The 22,414-nt window shown below is 62.3% G+C and carries 23 protein-coding genes; 17 read left to right on the top strand and 6 right to left on the bottom strand.

The features are described 5' to 3' along the window. The first annotated feature begins 2 nt into the window (after positions 1–2). Both BN1079_RS09290 and BN1079_RS09285 read left to right on the top strand, forming a co-directional pair. Positions 3–713 carry an LrgB family protein gene (locus tag BN1079_RS09290; RefSeq protein WP_414860259.1) on the top strand — a complete coding sequence of 237 codons (711 nt, stop codon included), beginning with the start codon at positions 3–5 and terminating at the stop codon, positions 711–713. A gap of 112 nt (positions 714–825) precedes the next feature. Then, on the top strand, positions 826–1,416 hold the full coding sequence (locus BN1079_RS09285; RefSeq protein WP_037023873.1) for an LON peptidase substrate-binding domain-containing protein: 591 nt from the start codon (positions 826–828) through the stop codon (positions 1,414–1,416). A 4-nt stretch (positions 1,417–1,420) separates the two neighbouring features. On the opposite strand, the gene BN1079_RS09280 is transcribed toward BN1079_RS09285, so the two are convergent. Then, positions 1,421–2,737 carry a bifunctional DedA family/phosphatase PAP2 family protein gene (locus BN1079_RS09280; RefSeq protein ID WP_037023872.1) on the bottom strand — a complete coding sequence of 439 codons (1,317 nt, stop codon included), beginning with the start codon at positions 2,735–2,737 and terminating at the stop codon, positions 1,421–1,423. A gap of 185 nt (positions 2,738–2,922) precedes the next feature. Here BN1079_RS09280 and BN1079_RS09275 point away from each other — a divergent pair, with 185 nt between their 5' ends. The 13 genes from BN1079_RS09275 to BN1079_RS17350 all read left to right on the top strand — a co-directional run bounded on the left by BN1079_RS09275 (position 2,923) and on the right by BN1079_RS17350 (position 14,556). Beyond that, on the top strand, positions 2,923–4,188 hold the full coding sequence (locus BN1079_RS09275; protein WP_037023871.1) for a glutamate-5-semialdehyde dehydrogenase: 1,266 nt from the start codon (positions 2,923–2,925) through the stop codon (positions 4,186–4,188). Next, entirely contained in the window at positions 4,188–4,847 is a 660-nt protein-coding gene (gene nadD, locus BN1079_RS09270; protein WP_037023870.1) for a nicotinate-nucleotide adenylyltransferase, read from the top strand. Before BN1079_RS09275 ends, nadD begins: the two co-directional genes overlap by 1 nt. A gap of 14 nt (positions 4,848–4,861) precedes the next feature. Beyond that, entirely contained in the window at positions 4,862–5,221 is a 360-nt protein-coding gene (gene rsfS, locus BN1079_RS09265; RefSeq protein ID WP_037023869.1) for a ribosome silencing factor, read from the top strand. A 7-nt stretch (positions 5,222–5,228) separates the two neighbouring features. Continuing rightward, on the top strand, positions 5,229–5,696 hold the full coding sequence (gene rlmH, locus BN1079_RS09260) for a 23S rRNA (pseudouridine(1915)-N(3))-methyltransferase RlmH (RefSeq protein ID WP_037023868.1): 468 nt from the start codon (positions 5,229–5,231) through the stop codon (positions 5,694–5,696). 18 nt (positions 5,697–5,714) lie between these two features. Next, positions 5,715–7,604 (top strand): penicillin-binding protein 2, encoded by a 1,890-nt coding sequence (gene mrdA, locus BN1079_RS09255; RefSeq protein ID WP_037023866.1) that lies wholly within the window; start codon positions 5,715–5,717, stop codon positions 7,602–7,604. A gap of 38 nt (positions 7,605–7,642) precedes the next feature. Further along, a complete protein-coding gene (gene rodA, locus BN1079_RS09250) occupies positions 7,643–8,746 on the top strand; it encodes a rod shape-determining protein RodA (protein ID WP_171819329.1) in 1,104 nt (367 codons plus the stop codon). An 81-nt stretch (positions 8,747–8,827) separates the two neighbouring features. After that, complete coding sequence (mltB, locus tag BN1079_RS09245; RefSeq protein ID WP_052114526.1) at positions 8,828–9,766, top strand: lytic murein transglycosylase B; 939 nt, start codon at positions 8,828–8,830, stop codon at positions 9,764–9,766. After that, the gene (locus tag BN1079_RS09240; protein WP_037023862.1) at positions 9,763–10,755 is read left to right on the top strand and encodes a septal ring lytic transglycosylase RlpA family protein; all 993 of its coding nucleotides are present in this window, start codon (positions 9,763–9,765) and stop codon (positions 10,753–10,755) included. The genes mltB and BN1079_RS09240 overlap by 4 nt, the downstream gene beginning before the upstream one ends. A gap of 62 nt (positions 10,756–10,817) precedes the next feature. Continuing rightward, positions 10,818–11,978, top strand: coding sequence for a D-alanyl-D-alanine carboxypeptidase family protein (locus BN1079_RS09235; protein ID WP_037023860.1), 1,161 nt, complete (start codon positions 10,818–10,820; stop codon positions 11,976–11,978). A 64-nt stretch (positions 11,979–12,042) separates the two neighbouring features. Next, positions 12,043–12,327: a DUF493 domain-containing protein gene (locus BN1079_RS09230; protein ID WP_037023857.1), complete on the top strand. Its 285-nt coding sequence runs from the start codon at positions 12,043–12,045 to the stop codon at positions 12,325–12,327. Positions 12,328–12,388: 61 nt separating this feature from the next. Further along, a complete protein-coding gene (gene lipB, locus BN1079_RS09225) occupies positions 12,389–13,045 on the top strand; it encodes a lipoyl(octanoyl) transferase LipB (RefSeq protein WP_037023854.1) in 657 nt (218 codons plus the stop codon). Continuing rightward, on the top strand, positions 13,042–14,016 hold the full coding sequence (gene lipA, locus BN1079_RS09220; protein WP_037023853.1) for a lipoyl synthase: 975 nt from the start codon (positions 13,042–13,044) through the stop codon (positions 14,014–14,016). The genes lipB and lipA overlap by 4 nt, the downstream gene beginning before the upstream one ends. Before the next feature lie 195 nt (positions 14,017–14,211). Beyond that, the gene (locus BN1079_RS17350; RefSeq protein WP_074436832.1) at positions 14,212–14,556 is read left to right on the top strand and encodes a hypothetical protein; all 345 of its coding nucleotides are present in this window, start codon (positions 14,212–14,214) and stop codon (positions 14,554–14,556) included. 83 nt (positions 14,557–14,639) lie between these two features. Here the strand turns inward: BN1079_RS17350 and BN1079_RS09210 are convergent, their stop codons facing one another. The 5 genes from BN1079_RS09210 to leuS form a co-directional block, all read right to left on the bottom strand. Beyond that, complete coding sequence (locus BN1079_RS09210; protein WP_037023851.1) at positions 14,640–15,941, bottom strand: lytic murein transglycosylase; 1,302 nt, start codon at positions 15,939–15,941, stop codon at positions 14,640–14,642. Positions 15,942–16,002: 61 nt separating this feature from the next. Then, entirely contained in the window at positions 16,003–16,161 is a 159-nt protein-coding gene (arfA, locus tag BN1079_RS09205; RefSeq protein WP_037023850.1) for an alternative ribosome rescue factor ArfA, read from the bottom strand. Positions 16,162–16,278: 117 nt separating this feature from the next. Next, entirely contained in the window at positions 16,279–17,307 is a 1,029-nt protein-coding gene (gene holA, locus BN1079_RS09200) for a DNA polymerase III subunit delta (RefSeq protein WP_037023849.1), read from the bottom strand. Positions 17,308–17,347: 40 nt separating this feature from the next. Further along, the gene (locus tag BN1079_RS09195) at positions 17,348–17,953 is read right to left on the bottom strand and encodes an LPS-assembly lipoprotein LptE (protein WP_037023848.1); all 606 of its coding nucleotides are present in this window, start codon (positions 17,951–17,953) and stop codon (positions 17,348–17,350) included. Positions 17,954–17,997: 44 nt separating this feature from the next. Next, positions 17,998–20,604: a leucine--tRNA ligase gene (leuS, locus tag BN1079_RS09190; RefSeq protein WP_037023845.1), complete on the bottom strand. Its 2,607-nt coding sequence runs from the start codon at positions 20,602–20,604 to the stop codon at positions 17,998–18,000. Between the two features lie 241 nt (positions 20,605–20,845). Here leuS and BN1079_RS09185 point away from each other — a divergent pair, with 241 nt between their 5' ends. Beyond that, positions 20,846–21,295 carry a hypothetical protein gene (locus BN1079_RS09185; protein WP_231850774.1) on the top strand — a complete coding sequence of 150 codons (450 nt, stop codon included), beginning with the start codon at positions 20,846–20,848 and terminating at the stop codon, positions 21,293–21,295. Positions 21,296–21,537: 242 nt separating this feature from the next. Beyond that, entirely contained in the window at positions 21,538–22,308 is a 771-nt protein-coding gene (locus BN1079_RS09180) for a YdcF family protein (RefSeq protein ID WP_037023844.1), read from the top strand. Positions 22,309–22,414: the final 106 nt, after the last annotated feature.

The raw sequence follows: 22,414 nt of genomic DNA, 5'->3' as shown, positions 1-22,414 counted from the left end.
CCCTGCAATGGCAGGCCGCCTGGGAGGCGGTTATTCACCATCCGCTGTTTGGTGTGGCCATCACCCTGGGCGCCTTTCAGCTGGCGTTTGCCGCCTATGAAAAGACCCGCTGGGTGTTCCTGCAGCCGGTGCTGGTGTCCATGTTGTTGGTGGTGGGCATTCTTCTCGCCTGTGGCATCGGCTATGAGGAGTACCGCTTCAGCGCACAGATGCTCACCGTCCTGCTGGGGCCGGCTACGGTCGCCCTGGCGGTGCCGCTCTACCTCAATCTGCGGCGAATTCGCGAGTTGTTCGGGCCGATCATGCTGACGCTGTTGATCGCCGGCAACCTGGCGACGGCGCTGGGCATGGGGCTGGCCTGGGCCTTCGGCGCCGATCAGATGATCCTGATGACCTTGGCACCGAAGTCCGTGACGTCTCCCATTGCGATGCTGGTGGCAGAGCAGATCGGCGGGGTGGTGGCGCTGGCGGCGGTGTTCGTGATGATCACCGGTATCATCGGGGCGATCTTTGGTCCGGAACTGTTGCGCCGCTTTGGCGTTCAGCATCCTGCGGCACGAGGCATGGCGCTGGGCCTGACTTCTCACGCCGTGGGTACTGCCCAAGCGCTGCAGGAGGGAGATGAATGCGGCGCCTTTGCCGCGCTGGCGATGAGTCTGATGGGCGTGATGACAGCGGTATTGCTGCCGCTGGCGGTTACCTTGTTGATGTAGGTCCGGGCTCAATGCCTCGGATGCAACCCTTCGGGGCGCCGCCGTGGATTGAGTCGTTTAAAAAGAAGCGCTGCCAGTGCAGGTGACTTGCCCTGATCTGTAAGGAGTTCTGATGAAGTTGCCGCTGTTCCCCCTCGATACCGTGCTGTTCCCCGGATGCATGCTCGACCTGCAAATTTTCGAGGCGCGTTATCTGGATATGATCAGCCGCTGCCTGAAGGCCGGGCATGGCTTCGGCGTGGTGCACATCATCGAGGGCAGTGAGGTCGGCACTGCGGCAAAGCTGTTCGCCCGGACCGGCTGCGAGGCACTGATTCGCGACTGGCAGCAGCGTCCCAATGGCCTGTTGGGGATTCGCGTGGAGGGTGGCCGGCGTTTCGATGTGGGGGTGAGCGAGGTGCAGCCTGACCAGCTGACGCTGGCCGAGGTCGACTGGCGCGACGAGCCGGAAGAGTTGCCGCTTACCGAACAACATGCCGAGCTGGCCACCTTGCGCGAGGCCCTCGGTCAGCATCCGATGATCGAGGCTCTGGGTATGGGTGGCGCGGCAAGGGGGCAGCGCTCCCTGGCGCATCAGCTGGCTTATCTGCTGCCGTTCCAGCCGGAGCAGAAGCTGGAACTGCTGCGCCTGGATGACCCGTCGCGCCAGCTGGAGAACATTCAGCTGTGGCTTGAACAGTTGCAGGGTGATAGTGCGCAGTAGGGGATCAATAGCGATACAGGCGCATACCTTCCGGCAGTCCCCAGAGCGTAAGCAGGCCGATCAGCCCCAGCGTGGCCGGCAGTATCAGCCACCAGATCTTCGGAGACAGCGCGTACAGCGGTGTTCGCCACTGCGCGATGCTCAGGCTGGCCGCACAGATTGTCGCTGCCAATAGCGCGCCGGCGATCACGTCGGTTGGCCAGTGCACGCCGAGATAGACCCGCGACAGGGCGATTGCGGTTGCCGGCAGGGTTGCCAGCAGCACCCAGGTCAGGCGCAGCCGGGGCGGTTGCTCACGACCGGCCAGCACGCCGAGGGTCAGGAACAGGGCGAAGGCCGCTGAGCTATGGCCGCTGGGGAAGCTGAAGGTCTCCAGCGGTTGCGCCAGTATGTCCGGGCGCAGTCGGGCGAATGCGGCCTTCAGCGCGCCATTGGCCACGGCGGTGCCCAGCAGGGTGAGAATGGCAAATGCCGCCGCGCGCCATTGCCTGACGGCCATCAGCAGCAGGCACAGCAGCACCGCAGCCCAGAGTTGGGTGTGGTAGTCCCCTGTACGGGTGACGATCACCATAAAGCGGTCGAAGGGCGGGCTGCGCTCACCCTGGACTACCGTCATCAGACCTTCATCGAACTCAACCAGATTTGGCCAGCCGAATATCAGCCCCAGCAGGATCAGCGCGCCCATTAGGGCTGCCGCCGGGCTGACCCAGCGCTGCTGGCGCAGGCTGTAGTGGGTTACGCCCACAGCCAGTAGCAATAGCGCAGCGAGAACGATCCCCGCTTCGCCCCAGAAGCCGTCCGGCAACGGCAGGCGAACGGCAGCGCCAGCGGTCCAGCCCGGAAGCAGATAGGCCATCGACCAGCCTGCGGTTGCCACCAGGCTGACCAGCAGGAAACGACCGAACGGCATATCCAGCATGCCCGCGGTGAGCGGCAGCATGGGCCGCAGGGGCCCGATAAAGCGGCCCACCAGCAGGCTAGCGACACCGTAGCGAGCTACATACAGCTCTGCCCCGGCGAGCCACTCGGGATGGTTGCGCAAGCCGCGCAGCCGGCGAATGTTCTGGTGATAGCGGCGGCCCAGTGCGTAAGACAGCAGATCTCCCAGCAGTCCGCCGACAAAGCCCAGCAGCAGCGTTTCACCCAGCGTCAGGATGCCGCTGCCGGCCAGCGCGGCCAGGGCAAATAGAACCACGGTGCCGGGAATCAGCAGGCCAACCACCGCCAGGCATTCCAGGCAGGCTGCCACGAACAGGATCAGGCCCAGCCACTGTGGATAATCGGCCAGCCAACGGGCCAGCGGGGCAAGCCATTCGGGCATGAGGGTTTTCCTTGGATCGGGAGGCTTTCGACCCGTGCGAACCTGCAGTGGTTTCGAGGGCGCGGGATGATAACGCTAGTTGTCTCGCGGACGGGAGACCGCGCCGTTCGAGCGCTTCGCTGTGCGTAGGCTGCGCGGGAAGGCTATAATCTGTCGCTTTCTCTTCACTTCAGGCCAGCCAGACCATGACCGAGCCCGTACAGGACTACATGACCCGCCTCGGCCGCGCCGCGCGTGAGGCGTCACGCGTGCTTGCGCGTGCCTCTACCGCGCAGAAGAACCGCGCGCTGCATGCGGCGGCTGCTGCGCTGGATGCAGCACGCGACGAACTGCTTGCCGCCAACCAGCTGGATCTCGATGCCGGCCGTGTCAACGGCCTCGATGAGGCCATGCTCGACCGCCTAGCACTGACCCCGGCGCGTATCGACGATATGATCGAAGGCTTGCGCCAGGTCGCGACCCTGCCGGACCCGATCGGCGAGATCCGCGACATGCGCTATCTGCCTTCCGGCATCCAGGTCGGCCGCATGCGGGTACCGCTGGGCGTGGTTGGGATCATCTACGAATCGCGTCCCAACGTGACCATCGACGCCGCCAGCCTTTGCCTGAAGTCGGGCAACGCCACCATCCTGCGCGGCGGCTCCGAGGCGATCCACTCGAACCAGGCGATTGCCCGCTGCATCCAGCTGGGCCTGGCCGAGGCCGAACTGCCAGCCGCTGCCGTGCAGGTAGTCGAAACCACTGATCGTGCCGCCGTAGGGGCGCTGATCAGCATGCCCGAATTTGTCGATGTCATCGTCCCGCGCGGCGGCAAGGGCCTGATCGAGCGCATCAGCCGCGATGCCACCGTGCCGGTGATCAAGCACCTGGATGGCATCTGCCATGTCTACATCGACGTGGCCGCCGATCTGGACAAGGCCATCCGTGTCGCCGACAACGCCAAGACCCAGCGCTACGCGCCCTGCAATGCCATGGAGACGCTGCTGGTACACGCTGACATCGCGCCACGCGTGCTGCCGCCGCTGGCTGCCATCTACCGTGACAAGGGTGTGGAGCTGCGCGGCTGTCCGCGCACCCGCGAGCTGCTGGGTGCAGAGGTGCTGGTTGCCACAGAAGAAGACTGGGGCACCGAATACAACGCGCCGATCCTCTCGATCCGCGTGGTCGACTCGCTGGATGAGGCCATCGAACACATTAACCGTTACGGTTCGCAGCATACCGATGCCATCGTCAGCGAGAACTTCAGCGACGCCCGCCGCTTCATCACTGAAGTGGACTCGGCGTCGGTGATGATCAATGCTTCTACCCGCTTCGCCGATGGCTTCGAGTACGGCCTGGGTGCCGAGATCGGCATTTCCACCGACAAACTGCACGCGCGCGGCCCGGTTGGGCTGGAAGGCCTGACCAGCGAGAAGTACCTGGTCTTCGGCGACGGTCACGTGCGTACTTGATGGATTCGACTCGTACACCACGGCGCATCGGTCTGCTCGGGGGCACCTTCGACCCCGTGCATATCGGCCATTTGCGAGGTGCGCTGGAGGTGGCCGAATACCTTGGGCTGGATGAGGTTCGCCTGCTGCCCAACTTCCGCCCGCCGCATCGCGAGACGCCCAGCTGCTCGGCGCAGGATCGCCTGGCCATGGTGCGCCTGGCGGTGGAAGGCTTGCCGTTGCTGGTAGTCGATGCGCGCGAGCTGGAGCGTGACAAACCGTCCTACACCATCGACACACTGGAGTCCGTACGTGCCGAGCTGGATGCGGACGACCAGTTGTTTCTGATCGTCGGCTGGGATGCCTTCTGCGGTCTGCCCAGCTGGTATCGCTGGAGCGAGCTGCTCGATCACTGCCATATTCTGGTGATGCAGCGTCCGGACGCCGATAGCGAGGCGCCCGAGGAGCTGCGCGATCTGCAGGCGGCACGCAGCGTCAACGATCCGCTGGCCTTGACCGGCAGCGGCGGGCAGATCGCCTTCGTCTGGCAGGCACCTCTCGGGGTGTCGGCCACGCGAATCCGTCAATTTCTGGCCAGTGGTCGTTCGGTGCGTTTTCTGGTGCCCGATGCCGTACTGGCTTATATCAACGCGCACGGACTTTACCGGGCGTCGAACTGAGGTTGTTGCAACTTATGCAGAATGAAGCTTTGGTCCAGCTGGTGGTAAACGCCCTGGAAGATCTGAAAGGCACCGATATCACCACCATCGATGTGCGCGGCAAGACCAGCGTCACCGATTTCATGGTGATCGCCAGCGGTACTTCCAGTCGCCATGTGAAGGCGCTGGCCGACAACGTGCTGGAGAAGGTCAAGGAGCAGGGCGTGCGCCCGCTGGGCAGCGAAGGCCTGGAAGGCGGCGAGTGGGCGCTGCTCGATCTGGGCGATGTGGTGGTGCATGTGATGCAGGTGCCGACGCGCCAGTTCTATGACCTTGAACGCCTCTGGCAGGGTGCGGAGCAGAGCCGCGCACAGCACGCGGGCGAACAGGAATAATCGAACCGTGCGGATCAAGCTGATCGCGGTGGGTTCGAAGATGCCACGCTGGGTCGAGGACGGCTGGCACGAATATGCCCGCCGCCTGCCGTCCGAGCTGCCGTTGGAACTGCATGAAATACCACTCAACACCCGTGGCAAGAATGCCGACGTGGCACGGTTGATTCGCCAGGAAGGCGAGGCCATGCTGGCCAGGGTTCAGCCAGGTGAACGTATCGTCACCCTCGAAGTGACGGGGCGGCCCTGGAGTACCGAACAACTGGCCGCCGAGCTGGAGCGCTGGCGGCTCGACGCACGCAACGTCAACCTGATGGTGGGCGGCCCGGAAGGGTTGGCGCCAGAGGTATGCGCGCGCAGCGAGCAGCGTTGGTCATTGTCACCCCTGACCCTGCCGCATCCACTGGTGCGTATTCTCGTCGGTGAGCAGATTTATCGTGCCTGGACATTGCTGTCAGGGCACCCTTATCACAAGTGAAGTCAGTAAAAGCCCCGGATGTCCCAGCCAATAACCCTGAAAGACCATGAAAAGGATGCCCAGCTGGTGCGTCGGCGGGTCTTCGTGGGTGTTGCGATTGTGCTGGCGATGGTCGGGGTGCTTATTGCGCGGATGTACTACCTGCAGGTGGTGCAGTATGAGCACCATTCGACGCTGTCGGAGAACAACCGCGTTCATGTGCAGCCGATCCCTCCCAACCGCGGGCTGATCTTTGACCGCGATGGCCGCATCATCGCGGACAACCGGCCGAGCTTCAGCCTGACCGTGACCCGCGAGCGTGCCGGCGATTGGCGTCAGACTCTGGATACCGTGGTCGAGGTGCTGCAGCTGACCCCTGAAGACCGCGAGCTGTTCGAAAAACGCGTGCTGCAGGGGCGGCGACCCTTCGAGCCGGTACCCATCATGTATGAGCTGTCCGAGGAGCAGATCGCCCGGATTGCGGTCGATCAGTTCCGACTGCCCGGCATCGAAGTGGCGGCGCAACTGGTACGCCACTATCCGCAGGGTGAGCATTTCGCCCATTCGGTCGGCTATGTCGGACGCATCAACGAACAGGAGCTCAAGCAGCTCGACTCGGTCAATTACAGTGGCACGCACCACATCGGCAAGACTGGAGTGGAGAAGTTCTACGAGGACGTACTGCACGGTCGGGTCGGCTACGAGGAGGTCGAGACCAACGCCCGTGGTCGGGTGCTGCGGGTGCTCAAACGCACCGATCCGATTCCCGGCAAGGACCTGACACTGACCCTCGACCTTGATCTGCAGGAAGCTGCCGAGGCCGCGCTCGGCGGGCGTCGCGGCGCGGTCGTGGCCCTGCAGCCGGCTACCGGTGAGGTGCTGGCGATGGTCAGCCAGCCCAGCTTCAACCCCAACCTGTTCGTCACCGGCATCAGCTTCAAGGCCTATGGGGAATTGCGCGATTCCATCGATCGCCCGCTGTTCAACCGTGTGCTGCGCGGCTTGTACCCGCCGGGCTCGACCATCAAGCCAATGATGGCGGTAGCTGGCCTGGATACCGGGGTAATCACCGAGACGAGCAAGGTGTTCGACCCTGGCTTCTTTCAATTGCCCAACGTCAAGCACAAGTATCGCAACTGGAACCGCGGTGGCGATGGCTGGGTGGATCTGGAGCTGGCCATTGCCCGTTCCAATGACACCTACTTTTACGACATGGCCCACAAGATGGGCATCGACCGGATGCATGACTACATGACCCGCTTCGGCATCGGTCAGCGGGTGTCGCTGGACATGTTCGAGGAAACCGCCGGCCTGATGCCGTCGCGTGACTGGAAGCGCGCACGCTATCGCCAGGCCTGGTATCCGGGCGAAACGGTGATCCTCGGCATCGGCCAGGGCTACATGCAGACCACGCCTCTGCAGCTCGCCCAGGCGACGGCGCTGATGGCCACCAAGGGCAAGTGGATTCGGCCGCACCTGGCGCGTCATTTTGAGGGCGAGCTGCCGGTCGATCCGCAGCCGTTGCCAGATATCGAACTGCGCAATCCCCGTTACTGGGACGCGGCCATCAACGGCATGGAGCAGGTGATGCACGGCTCGCGCGGCACGGCGAGAAAGGTCGGCGAGTCGTCGCTGTATCGCATTGCCGGCAAGAGCGGCACGGCGCAGGTGGTGGCGATCAAGCAGGGCGAGCGCTATGACAGCGACGCGCTCAACGAGCGGCATCGTGACCATGCCCTGTTCGTGGCCTTCGCGCCTGTCGACAATCCGCAGATCGCGGTGGCGGTGATGGTGGAGAACGGTGAGTCCGGCTCCGGCGTCGCTGCCCCTATGGCCAAAATGGTCATGGACGCCTGGCTGCTCGATGAGCACGGGCAGTTGAAGGCCGAGTACGCGCCTCAACTTAGCGCCGAGGCGAGCAATCCATGAGCGGGACTTTCGATCGGACGATTTCGAACACTGATGTAATGCGCCGCCGGGCGACACTGCTGCAACGGATGCATATCGATGGCGTTCTGCTGTTGCTGTTGTTGCTGCTGGCCACAGGCAGTCTGTTCATCCTGTATTCGGCTGGTGGCAAGAACCTCGACCTGCTGCTCAAGCAAGCCACCTCTTATGGAATCGGCCTGACGGCTATGGTGGTGGTCGCCCAGTTCGAGCCGCGTTTCATGGCACGCTGGGTGCCTCTGGGTTACCTGGTAGCAATGACGCTGCTGCTCGTAGTGGAATTTTTCGGTTACACGGCAATGGGCGCGACTCGCTGGATCAATATCCCGGGGGTGATTCGCTTCCAGCCATCGGAGATCGTCAAGATCATCACACCGATGACCATTGCCTGGTACCTGTCCACCCGCGCACTGCCGCCGGGCATCAAGCATACGGCGGTGAGCCTGTGCCTGATCCTCGTGCCCTTTGTGCTGATCCTCAAGCAACCCGACCTGGGCACGGCGCTGCAGGTGGTGGTGTCCGGTGCCTTTGTGCTGTTCCTGGCTGGTCTGCGCTGGCGCTGGGTGTTCGGCGCGATAGCAGCGTTAGTCCCGGTTGCTGTGGGCATGTGGTATTTCGTGCTGCACAACTATCAGAAACAACGCGTTCTGACCTTTCTTGACCCGGAGAGCGACCCGCTGGGAACCGGCTGGAACATCATCCAGTCCAAGGCCGCGATCGGCTCGGGTGGGGTCTTTGGCAAGGGCTGGCTGATGGGTACTCAGTCACATCTGGATTTTTTGCCCGAAAGCCATACGGACTTTATCATTGCCGTTCTGGCCGAAGAGTTCGGCCTGGTCGGCGTCTGTTTGTTACTGCTGGTGTATCTCCTGTTGATTGCACGTGGCCTGATCATTACGGTTCAGGCGCAGACGCTGTTCGGCAAGCTGCTTGCCGGTGCGCTGACCATGACGTTTTCCGTTTATGTGTTCATCAATATCGGTATGGTCAGCGGGCTGCTGCCGGTCGTAGGGGTGCCGCTGCCCTTCATCAGTTATGGCGGAACGTCATTGGTAACCCTGCTGGCGGGGTTCGGGGTTTTGATGTCGGTCCACACCCATCGTAAGTGGATCGCACAGGCTTAGGTAAAGGTCTTGAAATCATCTGTTAAAGGTCGACTGGCCGCGCTCTGTGGCGCTGGAAGCTTGAGTCTGCTGCTGGCCGGCATGCCGCTGGCCAGTGCCGCCGATTACGAGGGCGAGAAAATCGCCGAGTTCGTGCGCGAAATGACCCAGGACTACGGCTTCGCCAGCGAGCAGCTGGAAGAGCTGCTGGCCCAGGCGGAGCGCAAGCAGGGCATTCTCGATGCCATTTCGCGACCAGCCGAGCGGGTCAAACCGTGGAAGGAATACCGGCCGATTTTTCTGACCGATGCGCGCGTAGCCCAGGGCGTCGATTTCTGGCGTGAAAACGAAGCAGCGCTGGCGCGTGCCGAAAGCGAATTTGGCGTGCCTGCCGAAATCATCGTGTCGATCATCGGCGTGGAAACCTTCTATGGCCGCAACACCGGCGGCCACCGGGTTATCGACGCGCTGGCCACGCTGGGATTCGATTACCCGCCGCGCCAGCCGTTTTTCCGCCAGCAGCTCAAGGAGTTTCTGCTGCTGACCCGTGAAGAGCAGGTCGATCCACTGACGTTGACCGGCTCCTACGCCGGTGCGATGGGGCTCCCGCAGTTTATGCCGGGCAGCTTTCGCGCCTATGCAGTGGACTTCGACGACGACGGGCACATCGATATCTGGAAGAACCCGGTAGACGCCATCGGCAGTGCCGCAAGCTATTTCAAACAGCACGGCTGGAGAGCCGGCGAGCCGGTCGTCGCACGCGCCACGGTAAAAGGCGAGCGCTATGCCGACGGGCTTACCCAGGGGCTTGAGCCTGTTCTCAATGCTGCCGAGCTGCGTGAGCTGGGCTGGCACAGTGAAGATGCCATCGCCGACGATACGGCGGTGACTGCTTTCCGCCTGGAAGGGGCCGAAGGCGACGAATACTGGATCGGTCTGCCAAACTTCTATGTCATCACACGCTACAATCGCAGCGTCATGTATGCCATGGCGGTGCATCAGCTGGCTGAGATGCTCGTTGAAGCCAAGGGGGCGCAATGACTCGCCTGCCACTACGATTGCTGGGGTTGACCGCCGCCATTGTGCTGGCGGTAGGCTGCTCCTCCAAACCACCGTCCACGCCGCCCGCAGTGGCGAAGAGCGGGGGCATCAGCGGCCCGGATAACTACTCGCGGCCTAGCCAGGACGGTGCGCCTTGGTGGGACGTGGATGTTTCGGCAATTCCCGATGCGGTGCCGACGCCTCATTTCGGTCCGTTCAAGGCCAGCCCCTACAAGGTCCTGGGCAAGACCTATTATCCGATGGCCGATGGGCGCAGTTATCGGGAAACCGGCACCGCGTCCTGGTATGGCACCAAGTTTCACGGTCAGCCGACCGCCAATGGTGAAAAATACGATCTGTATGGCATGAGCGCGGCGCACAAGACGCTGCCGCTGCCAAGTTACGTTCGAGTGACCAATATCGACAACGGCAAGACCGTGGTGCTGCGGGTCAATGACCGTGGCCCCTTCTACTCGGATCGCATCATCGACCTCTCCTTTGCTGCCGCGAAGAAGCTGGGTTTCGCCGAGTCGGGAACGGCCCGGGTCAAGGTCGAGGGTATCGACCCCGTGCAGTGGTGGGCCGACCGTGGCCAGCAGCCGCCGATGGTCCTGGCGCAGCCGCAGATGGCTGCTGGCAAGCCGACCAGCAGTGCGCTTGCGCAGCCGGTCGAGACCTATACGCCGCCGCCGACCCAGCATGCCGGTGCTACGCTACCGGTTGAAGTCGGCAACAGCAGTGGCGCTGGCGCCTCCGGTCTGTTCCTGCAGGTCGGCGCATTCGCCAATCCGGACGCTGCCCAGTTGCTGCGCGACAAGCTCAGCGGCATGACCGGCGCACCGGTATTCGTGAGTTCGGTGGTCCACCGCGAGCAGGTGTTGCACCGGGTTCGCCTCGGACCCATTGCCTCGGCGGCCGAGGCCGAGCAAATCGAGCAAAGCCTGCGTCTGGCCAATCTCGGCCAGCCGCGAAGGGTGCAGGGAGACTGATGCACCTACAGCTAGCTCCAGAGAAAGATACTGTTTTGCCCCTACCCACTTTCGAGAGACCAATGACTATCACCACCTTTGTGCACCGCCTGTTTCTTCTGGTTCTGCTGACGGTAGCGCCGGTTGCCCTGGCGCAGCAGTCGATCACGCCTTCCGCTCCGCAGTTGGCGGCTAAATCCTATGTGCTGATGGATGCAGCAAGCGGCAAGGTGTTGGTGGAAAATGCCGGCGACGAACGTCTGCCGCCAGCCAGCCTGACCAAACTGATGACCGCCTATATCGCCACTCTGGAAATCCAGAAGGGCAATATCGCGGAAAGCGACATGGTCACCGTCAGCGAGAAGGCCTGGCGTACCGGCGGCTCGCGGATGTTCATCCAGGTCAATACCCAGGTTTCGGTGGATGACCTGCTGCACGGCATCATCATCCAGTCCGGTAACGACGCCAGTGTGGCCATGGCTGAATACATTGCCGGCAGCGAGGAGGCCTTCGCTGACTTGATGAATGCCGCTGCGCAGCGGTTGGGCATGACCAATACCCACTTCGTCAACTCCACCGGCCTGCCGCATCCTGATCATTACTCTTCGGCGGCCGACATGGCCAAGCTTGCACGGGCGATCATCTACGAAGACCCGGAGCACTACGGCATCTACGCGCAGAAGGAATTTCTCTGGAACAACATCAAGCAGCCCAACCGCAATCTGCTGCTGTGGCGCGACAAGACGGTCGACGGCTTGAAGACCGGCCACACGGAAGAGGCGGGCTACTGCCTGGTTGCTTCGGCGGTGCGTGATGGCATGCGTCTGATCAGCGTGGTCTTCGGCACCAACAGCGAACAGTCGCGCGCAGCCGAGACGCAGAAGCTGCTGACCTACGGTTTCCGTTTCTTCGAAACGCGCACCTTCTATCAGCAGGGTACCGAGCTGGCTACCTCTCGCGTCTGGAAAGGCCAGGAGGACAAAGTCAGTGCTGGTCTGGCGAAGGATCTGACCCTGACCCTGCCGCGCGGTCAGCTGGAAAAGCTGCAAGCCGGCATGACCTTCAACCCGGAGCTGATTGCACCTATCCAGCAGGGTGATGTGATTGGTAAGGTCGAGGTCAGGCTCAACGACGAGGTACTGCACAGCAGCGACCTGATCGCTCTGCAAACGGTTGAAGAAGGTGGGCTGTTCCGCCGCTTTTGGGATAGCATTCGGCTGTTCTTCTTCAACCTCTTCAACTGACAACCCTTGCGCGCGCCCTGGCCACCCTGCCGGGACGCGCCTGCGGATCACGAGTCCGTCACACATGAACGAACAGACAAGCGATACACAGGCACCCAAGATCGAATTCCCCTGCGAGCGATACCCGATCAAGGTGATCGGTGAGGCCGGGGAGGGCTTCAGCGAGACCGTGGTCGAGGTGATACGCCGCCACGCTCCTGACTTCGATGAAACCACGCTGGTAACGCGCGATAGCCGTAACGGCCGCTTCCTCTCCGTCCAGGTGTTGATCACCGCGACTGGCGTCGAGCAGCTGCAGGCGATTCACGTCGATCTGCGGGCAACCGGGCGCGTACAAATGGTGCTCTGATGGGCGCCGTCTTTTTGCAGACCCGAGTGCATCATTTGCATCCTGCCGACGGGGCTTCTAGATGAGCAGCTCCGTGCTGGGTGTGCGCGACCTCGGTCTGATTGAATACGAGCCTGCCTGGCAGGCCATGCAGCGCTTCACCAACACTCGCGGGCCGGGTACCGACGACGAGATCTGGCTACTGCAGCACCAGCCGGTGTTCACCCAGGGCCAGGCCGGCAAGGCTGAACATCTGCTGTTGCCGGGCGATATCCCTGTGGTGCAGGCTGACCGAGGCGGCCAGGTGACTTATCACGGGCCTGGACAGCTGGTCTGCTACTTGCTGCTGGATGTGCGCCGCCTGGGTATCGGAGTGCGTGAACTGGTGAGCCGCATCGAGCAGAGCATCATCGAGGTGCTGGCGACTTATGGCGTCAACGCCGTCGCCAAACCGGATGCGCCCGGCGTGTATGTCGAGGGCGCCAAGATCGCCTCGTTGGGCCTGCGTATTCGCAATGGCCGATCGTTCCATGGCCTGGCACTGAATGTGGACATGGATCTGGAACCCTTTCGACGCATCAACCCCTGCGGTTATGCAGGGCTGCAAATGACCCAGTTGCGCGACTTGATCGGGCCGTTGGACTTCGCTGAAGTACAGGACCGGTTGCTTGCGCAACTCGTTGGACTCCTTGGCTACGCTGAACAGAAGACCCTCACGGGCGGAATCGAAAGCATATGAGTACAGTTGAAACGCAAGCCAAGCCGGCAAAAGTGGAAGCCGGGGTCAAGCTGCGCGGTGCGGACAAGGTTGCGCGGATTCCGGTGAAGATCATCCCCACCGACGTGATGCCGAAAAAGCCCGACTGGATTCGCGTGCGTATTCCCGTCTCGCCCGAGGTTGAGCAGATCAAGCAGACCCTGCGCAAGCACAAGCTGCACAGCGTATGTGAGGAAGCCTCCTGCCCGAACCTGGGCGAGTGTTTCTCCAGCGGCACCGCGACCTTCATGATCATGGGCGACATCTGCACCCGTCGCTGCCCCTTCTGCGATGTGGGCCACGGGCGGCCAAATCCGCTGGACGCCGATGAGCCGATGAACCTGGCCAAGGCCATCGCCGATATGCGCCTGAAGTATGTGGTGATCACCTCGGTAGACCGTGACGACCTGCGTGACGGCGGCGCTCAGCACTTCGCTGACTGCCTCAGGGAGATCCGCAAGTTGTCGCCGGGAATCCAGCTGGAAACCCTGGTGCCGGATTATCGCGGACGCATGGATATCGCACTGGATATCACGGCCACCGAGCCGCCGGATGTGTTCAATCACAACCTGGAAACCGTACCGCGGCTGTATCGCTCCTCCCGCCCCGGTTCGGATTTCGAGTGGTCGCTGGATCTGCTGGAGAAGTTCAAGCAGCGCGTCCCAGGCGTGCCGACCAAGTCCGGGCTGATGCTGGGTCTGGGCGAAACCGATGAGGAAGTCATCGAGGTCATGCAGCGGATGCGCGAGCACGATATCGATATGCTCACCCTCGGCCAGTACCTGCAGCCTTCACGCAACCATCTGCCCGTACAGCGCTTTGTGCATCCGGACACCTTTGCCTGGTTTGCCGAAGAAGGGGAGAAAATGGGCTTCAAGAACATTGCTTCCGGCCCGCTGGTTCGTTCGTCCTACCATGCGGATCAACAGGCGCATGGCAATAAGATCAGCTGATAAAAGCAGCTGAGCCTTCAGAAGCCGCGTATGACACCCAGTCAGCGCGGCTTTTTTGTGTCTGGCGGAAAGCGGATTAAAAAAAGGTCCGGATGAAAATAAATGGCAAGAATATTGCGCTATTTTGCCGCATACGACTTTGGTCTATAGTGGCGCCTGTCGATACCAACTTGGCCAGCAGAGGGCCACTGACAAATGAATGATCCCCAGTTACAAAACCTGCTCGATGATCTGGATGCCACTCAAGGCGAATGCGACGCGACGAGCCGTTTGGTCGTGACGCGTCTGGCCCAGAAACGAATCCCATACCGCGTGATGATGGGGCAGGTAGAGCTGGACGGTAAGGTGGCTTCGCCCCATTTTTGGGTGGAAGCGCAAGACTGCGTAATTGACTACCGGGCGCGTCAGCGTCTGGGTAGCGATCAGCGTGTACCGCATGGGGTTGTCCGCCGCAACGCCGTACAAGCTCAGTACAAGGGGCAGCAGGTCGTTATCGATCCACTGCCTGACTACATCTACGAGCTGCTTATCAAACGCTGAAATGCTCTTGTAGGTCGTCGCTAAAAATGAAAAAACCGGCATATTGCCGGTTTTTTCGTTTTGCGCTGCCGTGCCCGGTGCGCTTAGGGCCGAGCGCGTAGTTGCCCAAGCAATTGCTGGGTAGGGTGGCCGTCGGCGGGCCAGCCCAGCTGCTGCTGGAAGCTGCGGATGGCGCTGCGGGTATTGGCACCGATGATGCCGTCCGGGGTGCCGGGATCGAAGCCTCTCGCAGCCAGACGCTCTTGCAACTCCAGCCGCTCGGAGCGGCTCAGTGGCTGCTCACCCAGAGGCCAGCTGCCGCGCACTTGGCCAGCGCCGTCAAAGCGCTCGGAGAGCAGGCCGATGGCCAGCCCATAAGACGAGGAGTTGTTGTAGCGCAAGATGGTGCGGAAATTATCCAGCACGAGGAAAGCAGGGCCGCGGTGGCCGGCGGGCAGCAGCAGGCTGGCGTTCCACGACTGTTCGCCAGCGGGCAGGCCTTGCAGCCCCAGACGTCGCCATTCATCCAGCGGTTTACGAATGCTGCTATCGGCCAGGGCGTAATCAAAGCCCTTCGGCAGTACCACTTCAAAGCCCCAGGGCTGGCCTTCTTTCCACCCCGAGGATTGAAGGTAATTGGCTGCCGAAGCCAGAGCGTCGGCGGAGCTCTGCCAGATATCGCGACGACCATCGCCGTCAAAGTCTACGGCATAGCTGTTGTAAGTGGTGGGGATGAACTGCGTCTGGCCCATGGCGCCGGCCCAGGAACCGCGTAGATTCTCGGGCGAAACGTCGCCGTGCTCCAGTATGTCCAGGGCGGCCAGTAGTTGGCTCTTGGCGAAGCCGGGGCGGCGTCCTTCATGGGCCAGGGTGGCCAATGAGCGGATCACCGATTTGTCGCCCATGATATTGCCGAAGTTGCTTTCCAGACCCCAGATGGCCACCAGCGTATTGCGGTCGACGCCATAGCGCTCCTCGATGGCTGAGAGTGTGGCCTCGTGCTGACTCAGCAGTCGCCTGCCGCTGGACACGCGCTGCGCGGCAAGGGCGCCTTCGAGATATTGCCAGACCGGGCGGGTAAATTCCGGCTGGCTGCGATCGGCAGTGATGATGGAAGGGTCGGGTTCGATGCCCGCAAAGGCACGATCGAACAGCTCTGCCGGCACGTCGGCCTGCAGGGCTTCCACGCGAAAGGCGTCGCGCCACTGGGCGAAACTCTGGTGCGGCACTTCGGCTTGGCTGTCCGAGGCAGTGGTGGCGGTAGCTGGGGCCGCTACGGCATGCTCCGGTCCAGTGCTCGGCTTGGCTTGGGAATGCGGGTCGGCCGCGCAGGCAGCCATGATGCTCAGGGCTGAAGCGGCAATCAGGACTCGTGGCAGTACAACAGGGACGAAGGTGTAAAGCATGCACCACTTCTCGACAGGACATCGGTGGGTGACATTAGCACGCTTTGGAGGGCTTGGCTTTTCAAGCTGCCAGAAGGAAAGAAGCCCCCCAGTTGTCGGACTGGGAGGCTTCGCGGCGGTAGCTGCCTTTGCCTTTTTTCGGTTGTTCCTGGCGGCTGCGGAACAGGGGTTGTGCCACCAGTGACTTGGCCTTGTTTGGCCGCTTGCGACTCTTTGCCATGGGCAGACTCTCCGGGGTGGTTGTCGGGCTGCATCATAGGCATTGAACAAAAAATGTCCAGCGGGAAAGATCAAATGAGTGCGATCCCACGGAGGATGGCGCCGCAGGCCTGCTGTACTAAAGCCCGATACGCCGTCCGCTCATCTGCAGACAAAGATTGGCCAACCCAGCCCAAGGATCGCCTGGAGCCTGTCCCTTGATCTGTTCGTCGATCAGCTGTGCGCTGATCAACAGCGCTTGCCAGCCGTTGGCATCGTGGCGCTGCAGCGCCTTGCTGACCAGCGGGCGACGCTTGTCCCAAACGGGTGGGCGCGCCTGACTAAAGGCCCGATCGAGTGGGGTGCCCTGGCTGTGCAGCAGCGCGATATTGGCTAGCTGGCGTACCTCGCGGGCAAGCATGGTCATGATGAACAATGGCTCGACACCTTCACCGCGCAGGCCATCAAGCATGCGCAGCACGTGTTCGGAGTGGCCCAGCAGCACGGCATCGATGAGGCCGAAAACGTCATAGCGGGCGCTGTCGGCGACGGCAGCCTGAACGGTTGCTGCCGTGACCTGGCCTGCTTCGGCGAGAAGCTTGAGTTTTTCGATTTCCTGCGCGGCGGCCAGCAGGTTGCCTTCGACCCGGGCGGCGATCAGTTCCACCGCTTCCTGGTCGGCGGCCAGTCCGGCCTGTGACAGGCGCTGGCGAATCCACTGTGGCAACTGCGCGGCGTCCACCGGCCAGATCTGCACAAACTGCACCTGTTTGCCATCGATCAGCGCCTTGGCCCATTTGGTTTTCTGGGTGTTGCCGTCGAGTTTCGGCAGGCTGATCAGCAGCACGGTGTCTTCGGCTGGGCGGGCCAGATAGTCGATCAGCGCCGCGGCGCCCTTGTCGCCGGGTTTGCCGTTGGGGATACGCAGCTCCAGCAAGCGCCGTTCGGCAAACAGTGAAAGGCTGGCGCCGGCTTCGACGAGTTGGCCCCAGTCGAAGCCGGTTTCGACATTAAGCACCTGGCGTTCGCTGAACTCCTGCTGGCGGCACGCAGCGCGAATGGCATCGCAGGCTTCCTGGCACAACAGGTGCTCATCGCCGCTGACTACGTAGACAGGCGCGAGTGGGCCTTGCAGATGTTTGCCGAGTTGGGCGGGGGAGAGTTTCATCGTCGATTACGAAGTCGGGAGCCGTGAGGCTCCCGAAGTTTCATTGGGCCGGCTGTTCGACGGGCGACTGCTGTGGCTGCAGGGTCTGCTGCTGGCGCTGTGCTTCGATCGCTTCGGCTTCGGCGCGCTGACGGGCTTCAGCGGTCTCCTGCAACTGGTCGAGTTGCGCTGGGGTAATGCTGCTGATGCGCATGTTCAGCTGCTGCAACAGTTCGCGGCGCATTTCGCTGCGCAGCTGATTGGCCTCCTGGTCAGAGCCGATCAGGTTGCTGCTGTCATGTACGTAGACTTTCTGCACTTCGATGCTGTCTTCCAGCAGCACGGTGTTCTGCGGGCCGCGGAATTGGTAGTCGAGAATGCTGGTCAGCTCGTATTCGGCACTGCGCGCCGAGCTGGTGTAGCTGGCAGTGCGCTGACGGTTCTGCTCGCGCACCAGATCAAGGGTGTATCGCGCACCTTGATGGACCCGCACGCCGTTGTTTTCCAGCAGCTGCTCAAGCTGACGAACCGTTTCGCCATGGCTATTGCGCGCCAGCAGGTTGATTTCCTCCAGGGCGAAATCGTCCATGCCTGTGCCGCGAAGCTGGAAGCCGCAGGCGCTCAGCAGCAGAACCATGCCGGTCATCATTACAGTGCGTTTGATCATCCTGTTATCCCCTTGCCAGCCCTGGCGCCACGCGCCACGGCAAATCAGTTAGCGACGATGTTGACCAGCTTGCCCGGCACCACGATGACCTTGCGGATCGTCAGGCCTTCGGTGAAACGCAGCACGTTCTCGTTGGCACGTGCGCTGGCCTCGACTTCCTCGCGGCTGGCGCTGGCCGGCACTTCGATCTGGCCTCGCAGCTTGCCGTTGACCTGCACCACCAGGGTCAGGTTGTCTTGCACCAGTGCAGCCTGATCCACGGCCGGCCAGGGCGCATCGATGATCGCGCCTTGCTTGCCCAGCTGCTGCCAGAGCTCGTGACAGATATGTGGCGTGATCGGTGCCAGCAGCAGGGCGACCGTCTCCAGGCCTTCCTGCAGCAGCGCGCGGTCCTGTTCAGTGGCGGTCGGGGCTTTTTCCAGTACGTTCATCAGTGTCATCACCTGGGCGATGGCGGTGTTGAACTTGTGGTGCTGGCCCACGTCGATGCTGGCCTGCTTGATGGCCAGATGCGTGGCGCGGCGCACGGCCTTTTGCGCATCACTCAGGGCAGACAGATCCAGCGCGCCTGGCAGGCCGGCACTAATGTGGGCATGAGCCAGACGCCAGACGCGGCGCAGGAAGCGACTCGCACCCTCGACGCCGGCATCGGACCATTCCAGGCTCATGTCCGGCGGCGAGGCAAACATCATGAACAGGCGGCAGGTATCGGCGCCGTACTGTTCAATCATCGACTGCGGGTCGACGCCGTTGTTCTTGGACTTGGACATCTTCTCGGTGCCGCCGATTTCCACCGGCAGGCCGTCGGACTTGAGCTTGGCGCCAATGACCTTGGCCTTGGCATCACGCTCGACTTCCACATCCGCCGGGTTGAACCAGTCCTTGCCGCCATTGGGCAGCGTGCGGTAGTAGGTATCGGCGATCACCATGCCCTGGGTCAGCAGGTTCTTGAACGGCTCATTGGAGCTGACCAGACCCTCGTCGCGCATCAGCTTGTGGAAGAAGCGTGCATAGAGCAGGTGCAGGATGGCGTGCTCGATGCCGCCGATGTACTGATCAACCGGCAGCCAGTGGTTGGCAGCTTTCGGGTCGACCATGCCTTGCTCGTAGTTCGGGCTGGCGTAGCGGGCAAAATACCAGGACGACTCGACGAAAGTGTCCATGGTGTCGGTTTCGCGCCGGGCCGGCTTGCCGCAGCTCGGGCAGTTGCACTGGTAGAACTCCGGCATTTTCGCCAGCGGTGAGCCGGCGCCGTCGGGCACGACGTCTTCAGGCAGTTTGACCGGCAGCTGGTCTTCCGGCACCGGTACGTCGCCACAATCCGGGCAATGAATGATCGGGATCGGACAGCCCCAGTAACGCTGGCGGCTGATGCCCCAGTCACGCAGGCGGAACTGAGTGCGCGCCTGGCCGAGGCCTCTCTTCTGCAAGGCTACTTCCATGGCATCGAAGGCGCCGTCGAAATCCAGGCCATCGAATTCACCGGAGTTGATCAGCTCGCCGTGTTCGCCATAAGCGTCCTGCCAGGGCGCCGGTGTTTCGTCGCCAGCGCTGGTGCGCACCACCGGCTTGATCGGCAGGCCGTACTTGCTGGCAAACTCGAAGTCGCGCTCATCGTGGGCCGGCACGGCCATCACGGCGCCTTCGCCGTAGCCCATCAGCACATAATTGGCGACCCAGACCGGCAGCAGCTCGCCAGTCAGTGGATGCTGTACGCGCAGGGTTGTAGCCAGGCCTTTCTTTTCCTGGGTGGCGATATCGGCTTCAGCGACGCCGCCACGCTTGCATTCGTCGATGAATGCCTGCAGCTCGGGATTGTTCTGTGCGGCCAGCGTCGCCAACGGATGCTCGGCGGCCACGGCCACGTAGGTGGCACCCATTAGGGTATCGGGGCGGGTGGTGAAGACCTTCATCACGCCTTCGCTGCCGATGCTGGCCACGTCGTAGGGGAAGCTGATTTCCATCCCGCGCGACTTGCCGATCCAGTTGCGTTGCATGGTCTTGACCTGTTCCGGCCAGCCGTCCAGCTCGTCCAGGCTCTCCAGCAGCTCATCCGCGTAGGCGGTGATCTTGAAGTAGTACATGGGGATTTCGCGCTTTTCGATCAGCGCACCGGAGCGCCAGCCGCGGCCATCGATCACCTGTTCGTTGGCCAGTACGGTCTGGTCTACCGGGTCCCAGTTCACGGTGCCGTTCTTGCGGTAAATCACGCCCTTCTTGTACAGACGGGTGAACAGCCACTGCTCCCAGCGGTAGTAGTCAGGTTTGCAGGTGGTAACTTCGCGGGTCCAGTCCACGGCCAGGCCCAGGCTCTTCAGCTGGGTCTTCATGTACTGGATGTTTTCGTAGGTCCACTTGGCCGGCGCCACCTGGTTCTTCATGGCGGCGTTCTCCGCCGGCATGCCGAACGCATCCCAGCCCATGGGCTGCAGGACGTTCTTGCCCAGCATGCGCTGGTAGCGGGCAATTACGTCACCGATGGTGTAATTGCGCACGTGCCCCATGTGCAGCTTGCCGCTGGGGTAGGGGAACATCGACAGGCAATAGAAGGTGTCCTTGCCGGGCTGTTCGCTCACTTCAAAGGATTTCTGCGCATCCCAGTGGGATTGCGCGGCGGCTTCGATTTCACGGGGCAGATACTGTTCGTGCATGGCTACTGGCGTTGAGAGGTGACTGGCGTTCCGACGGCTCGGCGGCTGCGAAGCGGGCTTGAAAGGCAGCAGCGCAACGGGCCGAAAGCGGAAGCGTGGAAGCGTCGTAGCATACATGACCGCCGTTCACGGAGGGAAACCCGATTTGCCGTTCGCCGGGCTACGCCTTTTGTACAAGGCCGGCGCGCTGAGCCTGAACTACCCTTTGCTCAAGGGGGCGGGACGGACAAAGAGGTGAACCATGAGTGAAGAACACGGGGCGAACGAGGGAAACCTGTATGGGCGTGTGCTGCAGCGGCTGACGCTGGCCCTGGAGGAGGCTGAGCGAACGGGAAACGCTGCAGGGGACAACGGCGGGGAGCTGGAGGTGGGCGGGCTGACGCCAGCAGAGTTTGAGTTGATCCGGGCGTATCTGCAGCAGGATGCGCGCTGGCTGTCAGGCTGGCACGCGGCCGCTGAAGAGCAGGCGCAGATCGTTCGTCAGGCTACGCGACCCACGTTGCGCAGCTTGCGTCAGCATCCTGGTAAGGCGTGCAAGCAGGCTCCCCTGGCCCTGAGACAGGTGCTGACATGTGCGATCTGCAGCGCCACGGTGAGCTGGCCGGAAGGCGCCGGGCCGGCTGCCTGCGCTTCCTGTGGCTCGCAACTGCTACGCGCGAGGCAGCGGTTGCATACCTATCCCAAACACTAGGGTCTGTTGCCGTTTCAGCGCAATCCGAAGGGCCGGGCCTGTTTTTGCGCGAGGCGGCGTTCCTCGTCGCTTATTTGGAACGACCAAACTTCGCTCCTCGTGCCTTGTCTCGCACAAAAACAGGCGCCGGCGCGGACGCGATGAAACGGCAATAGACCCTGGTGGCAATCTGATTTCATTGCGGGTGTATGTGCGCTGGCTTGAAGGGTAGAGTTGCAGCTTCCGCCACGCAGGAGCCGCGCATGCCGATACGCTATTTCTTCAAGCAGTTGATCCTGCCGCCTGGCGGCCTGTTGTTGTTGCTGTTGGTCGGCTGGTGGCTTAGACGACGTGCACCACGCTTGGCGGCCTGCTGCTTTGTACTGGGTTTCGGCGGTCTCTGGCTGATGAGCCTGCCGGTTACGGTGGAATGGGCGGGGCGGGCGCTGGAAACCGAGCCTGCGCTTGAGCAGGCGCAGTGGAGCAGTGTGGGCATGCAGGCCCAGGCAATTGTGGTGCTTGGCGCTGGGCGTGAACAGGCTGATCCAGGCTGGGGGGCGGACCAGCCCAGCCATATCGCCATCGAACGGTTGCGTTATGCCTCGCGTCTGGCGAAAGCATCGGAGCTGCCGGTTCTGGCCAGCGGCGGTCTGCATTTTGGCAAGCCGCCGAGCGAAGCCCTGCTGGCGGCGGAAGCCATGCAGCGGGATTTCGATACCACCGTGCGATGGCTGGAAGAGCGTAGCCGAACCACCTGGGAGAACGCGCTGTACAGCGCTGAAATACTCAAGGCCGCAGGCGTCCGGCGGGTGGTGCTGGTGACTTCGGCTGCGCATATGCCGCGTTCACGCTGGTGCTTTGAGCAGCAGGGCCTGGAAGTCATCGCCGCGCCGGTAGGCTTTCTCGGCGTTCCCCACGGCCGGCCCTTCGGCGGCTGGCTGCCGGAGACCCGGGCCGTCTGGCAGAACGGTATGCTGCTCAATGAGGCGGCGGGGCAGCTGGTTTATCCGTTGCTATACGCAAGGTCCGAGTAAGGGCAAGCGGGCTCTGAGGGCTAGGGAGTCGGATCATGCCTCCGGTTACTCCGGGCCAGAGGTTTGTAGGGCCGAATTTATTCGGCCAGAAGGGTGCAAAAAGGCC

Origin of the sequence: Pseudomonas saudiphocaensis (genome assembly GCF_000756775.1) — a bacterium.
Classification (GTDB): Bacteria; Pseudomonadota; Gammaproteobacteria; order Pseudomonadales; family Pseudomonadaceae; genus Stutzerimonas; species Stutzerimonas saudiphocaensis.
Note: the sequence above shows the minus strand (reverse complement) of the source record. Positions and strands in the feature narration are given on the sequence as shown.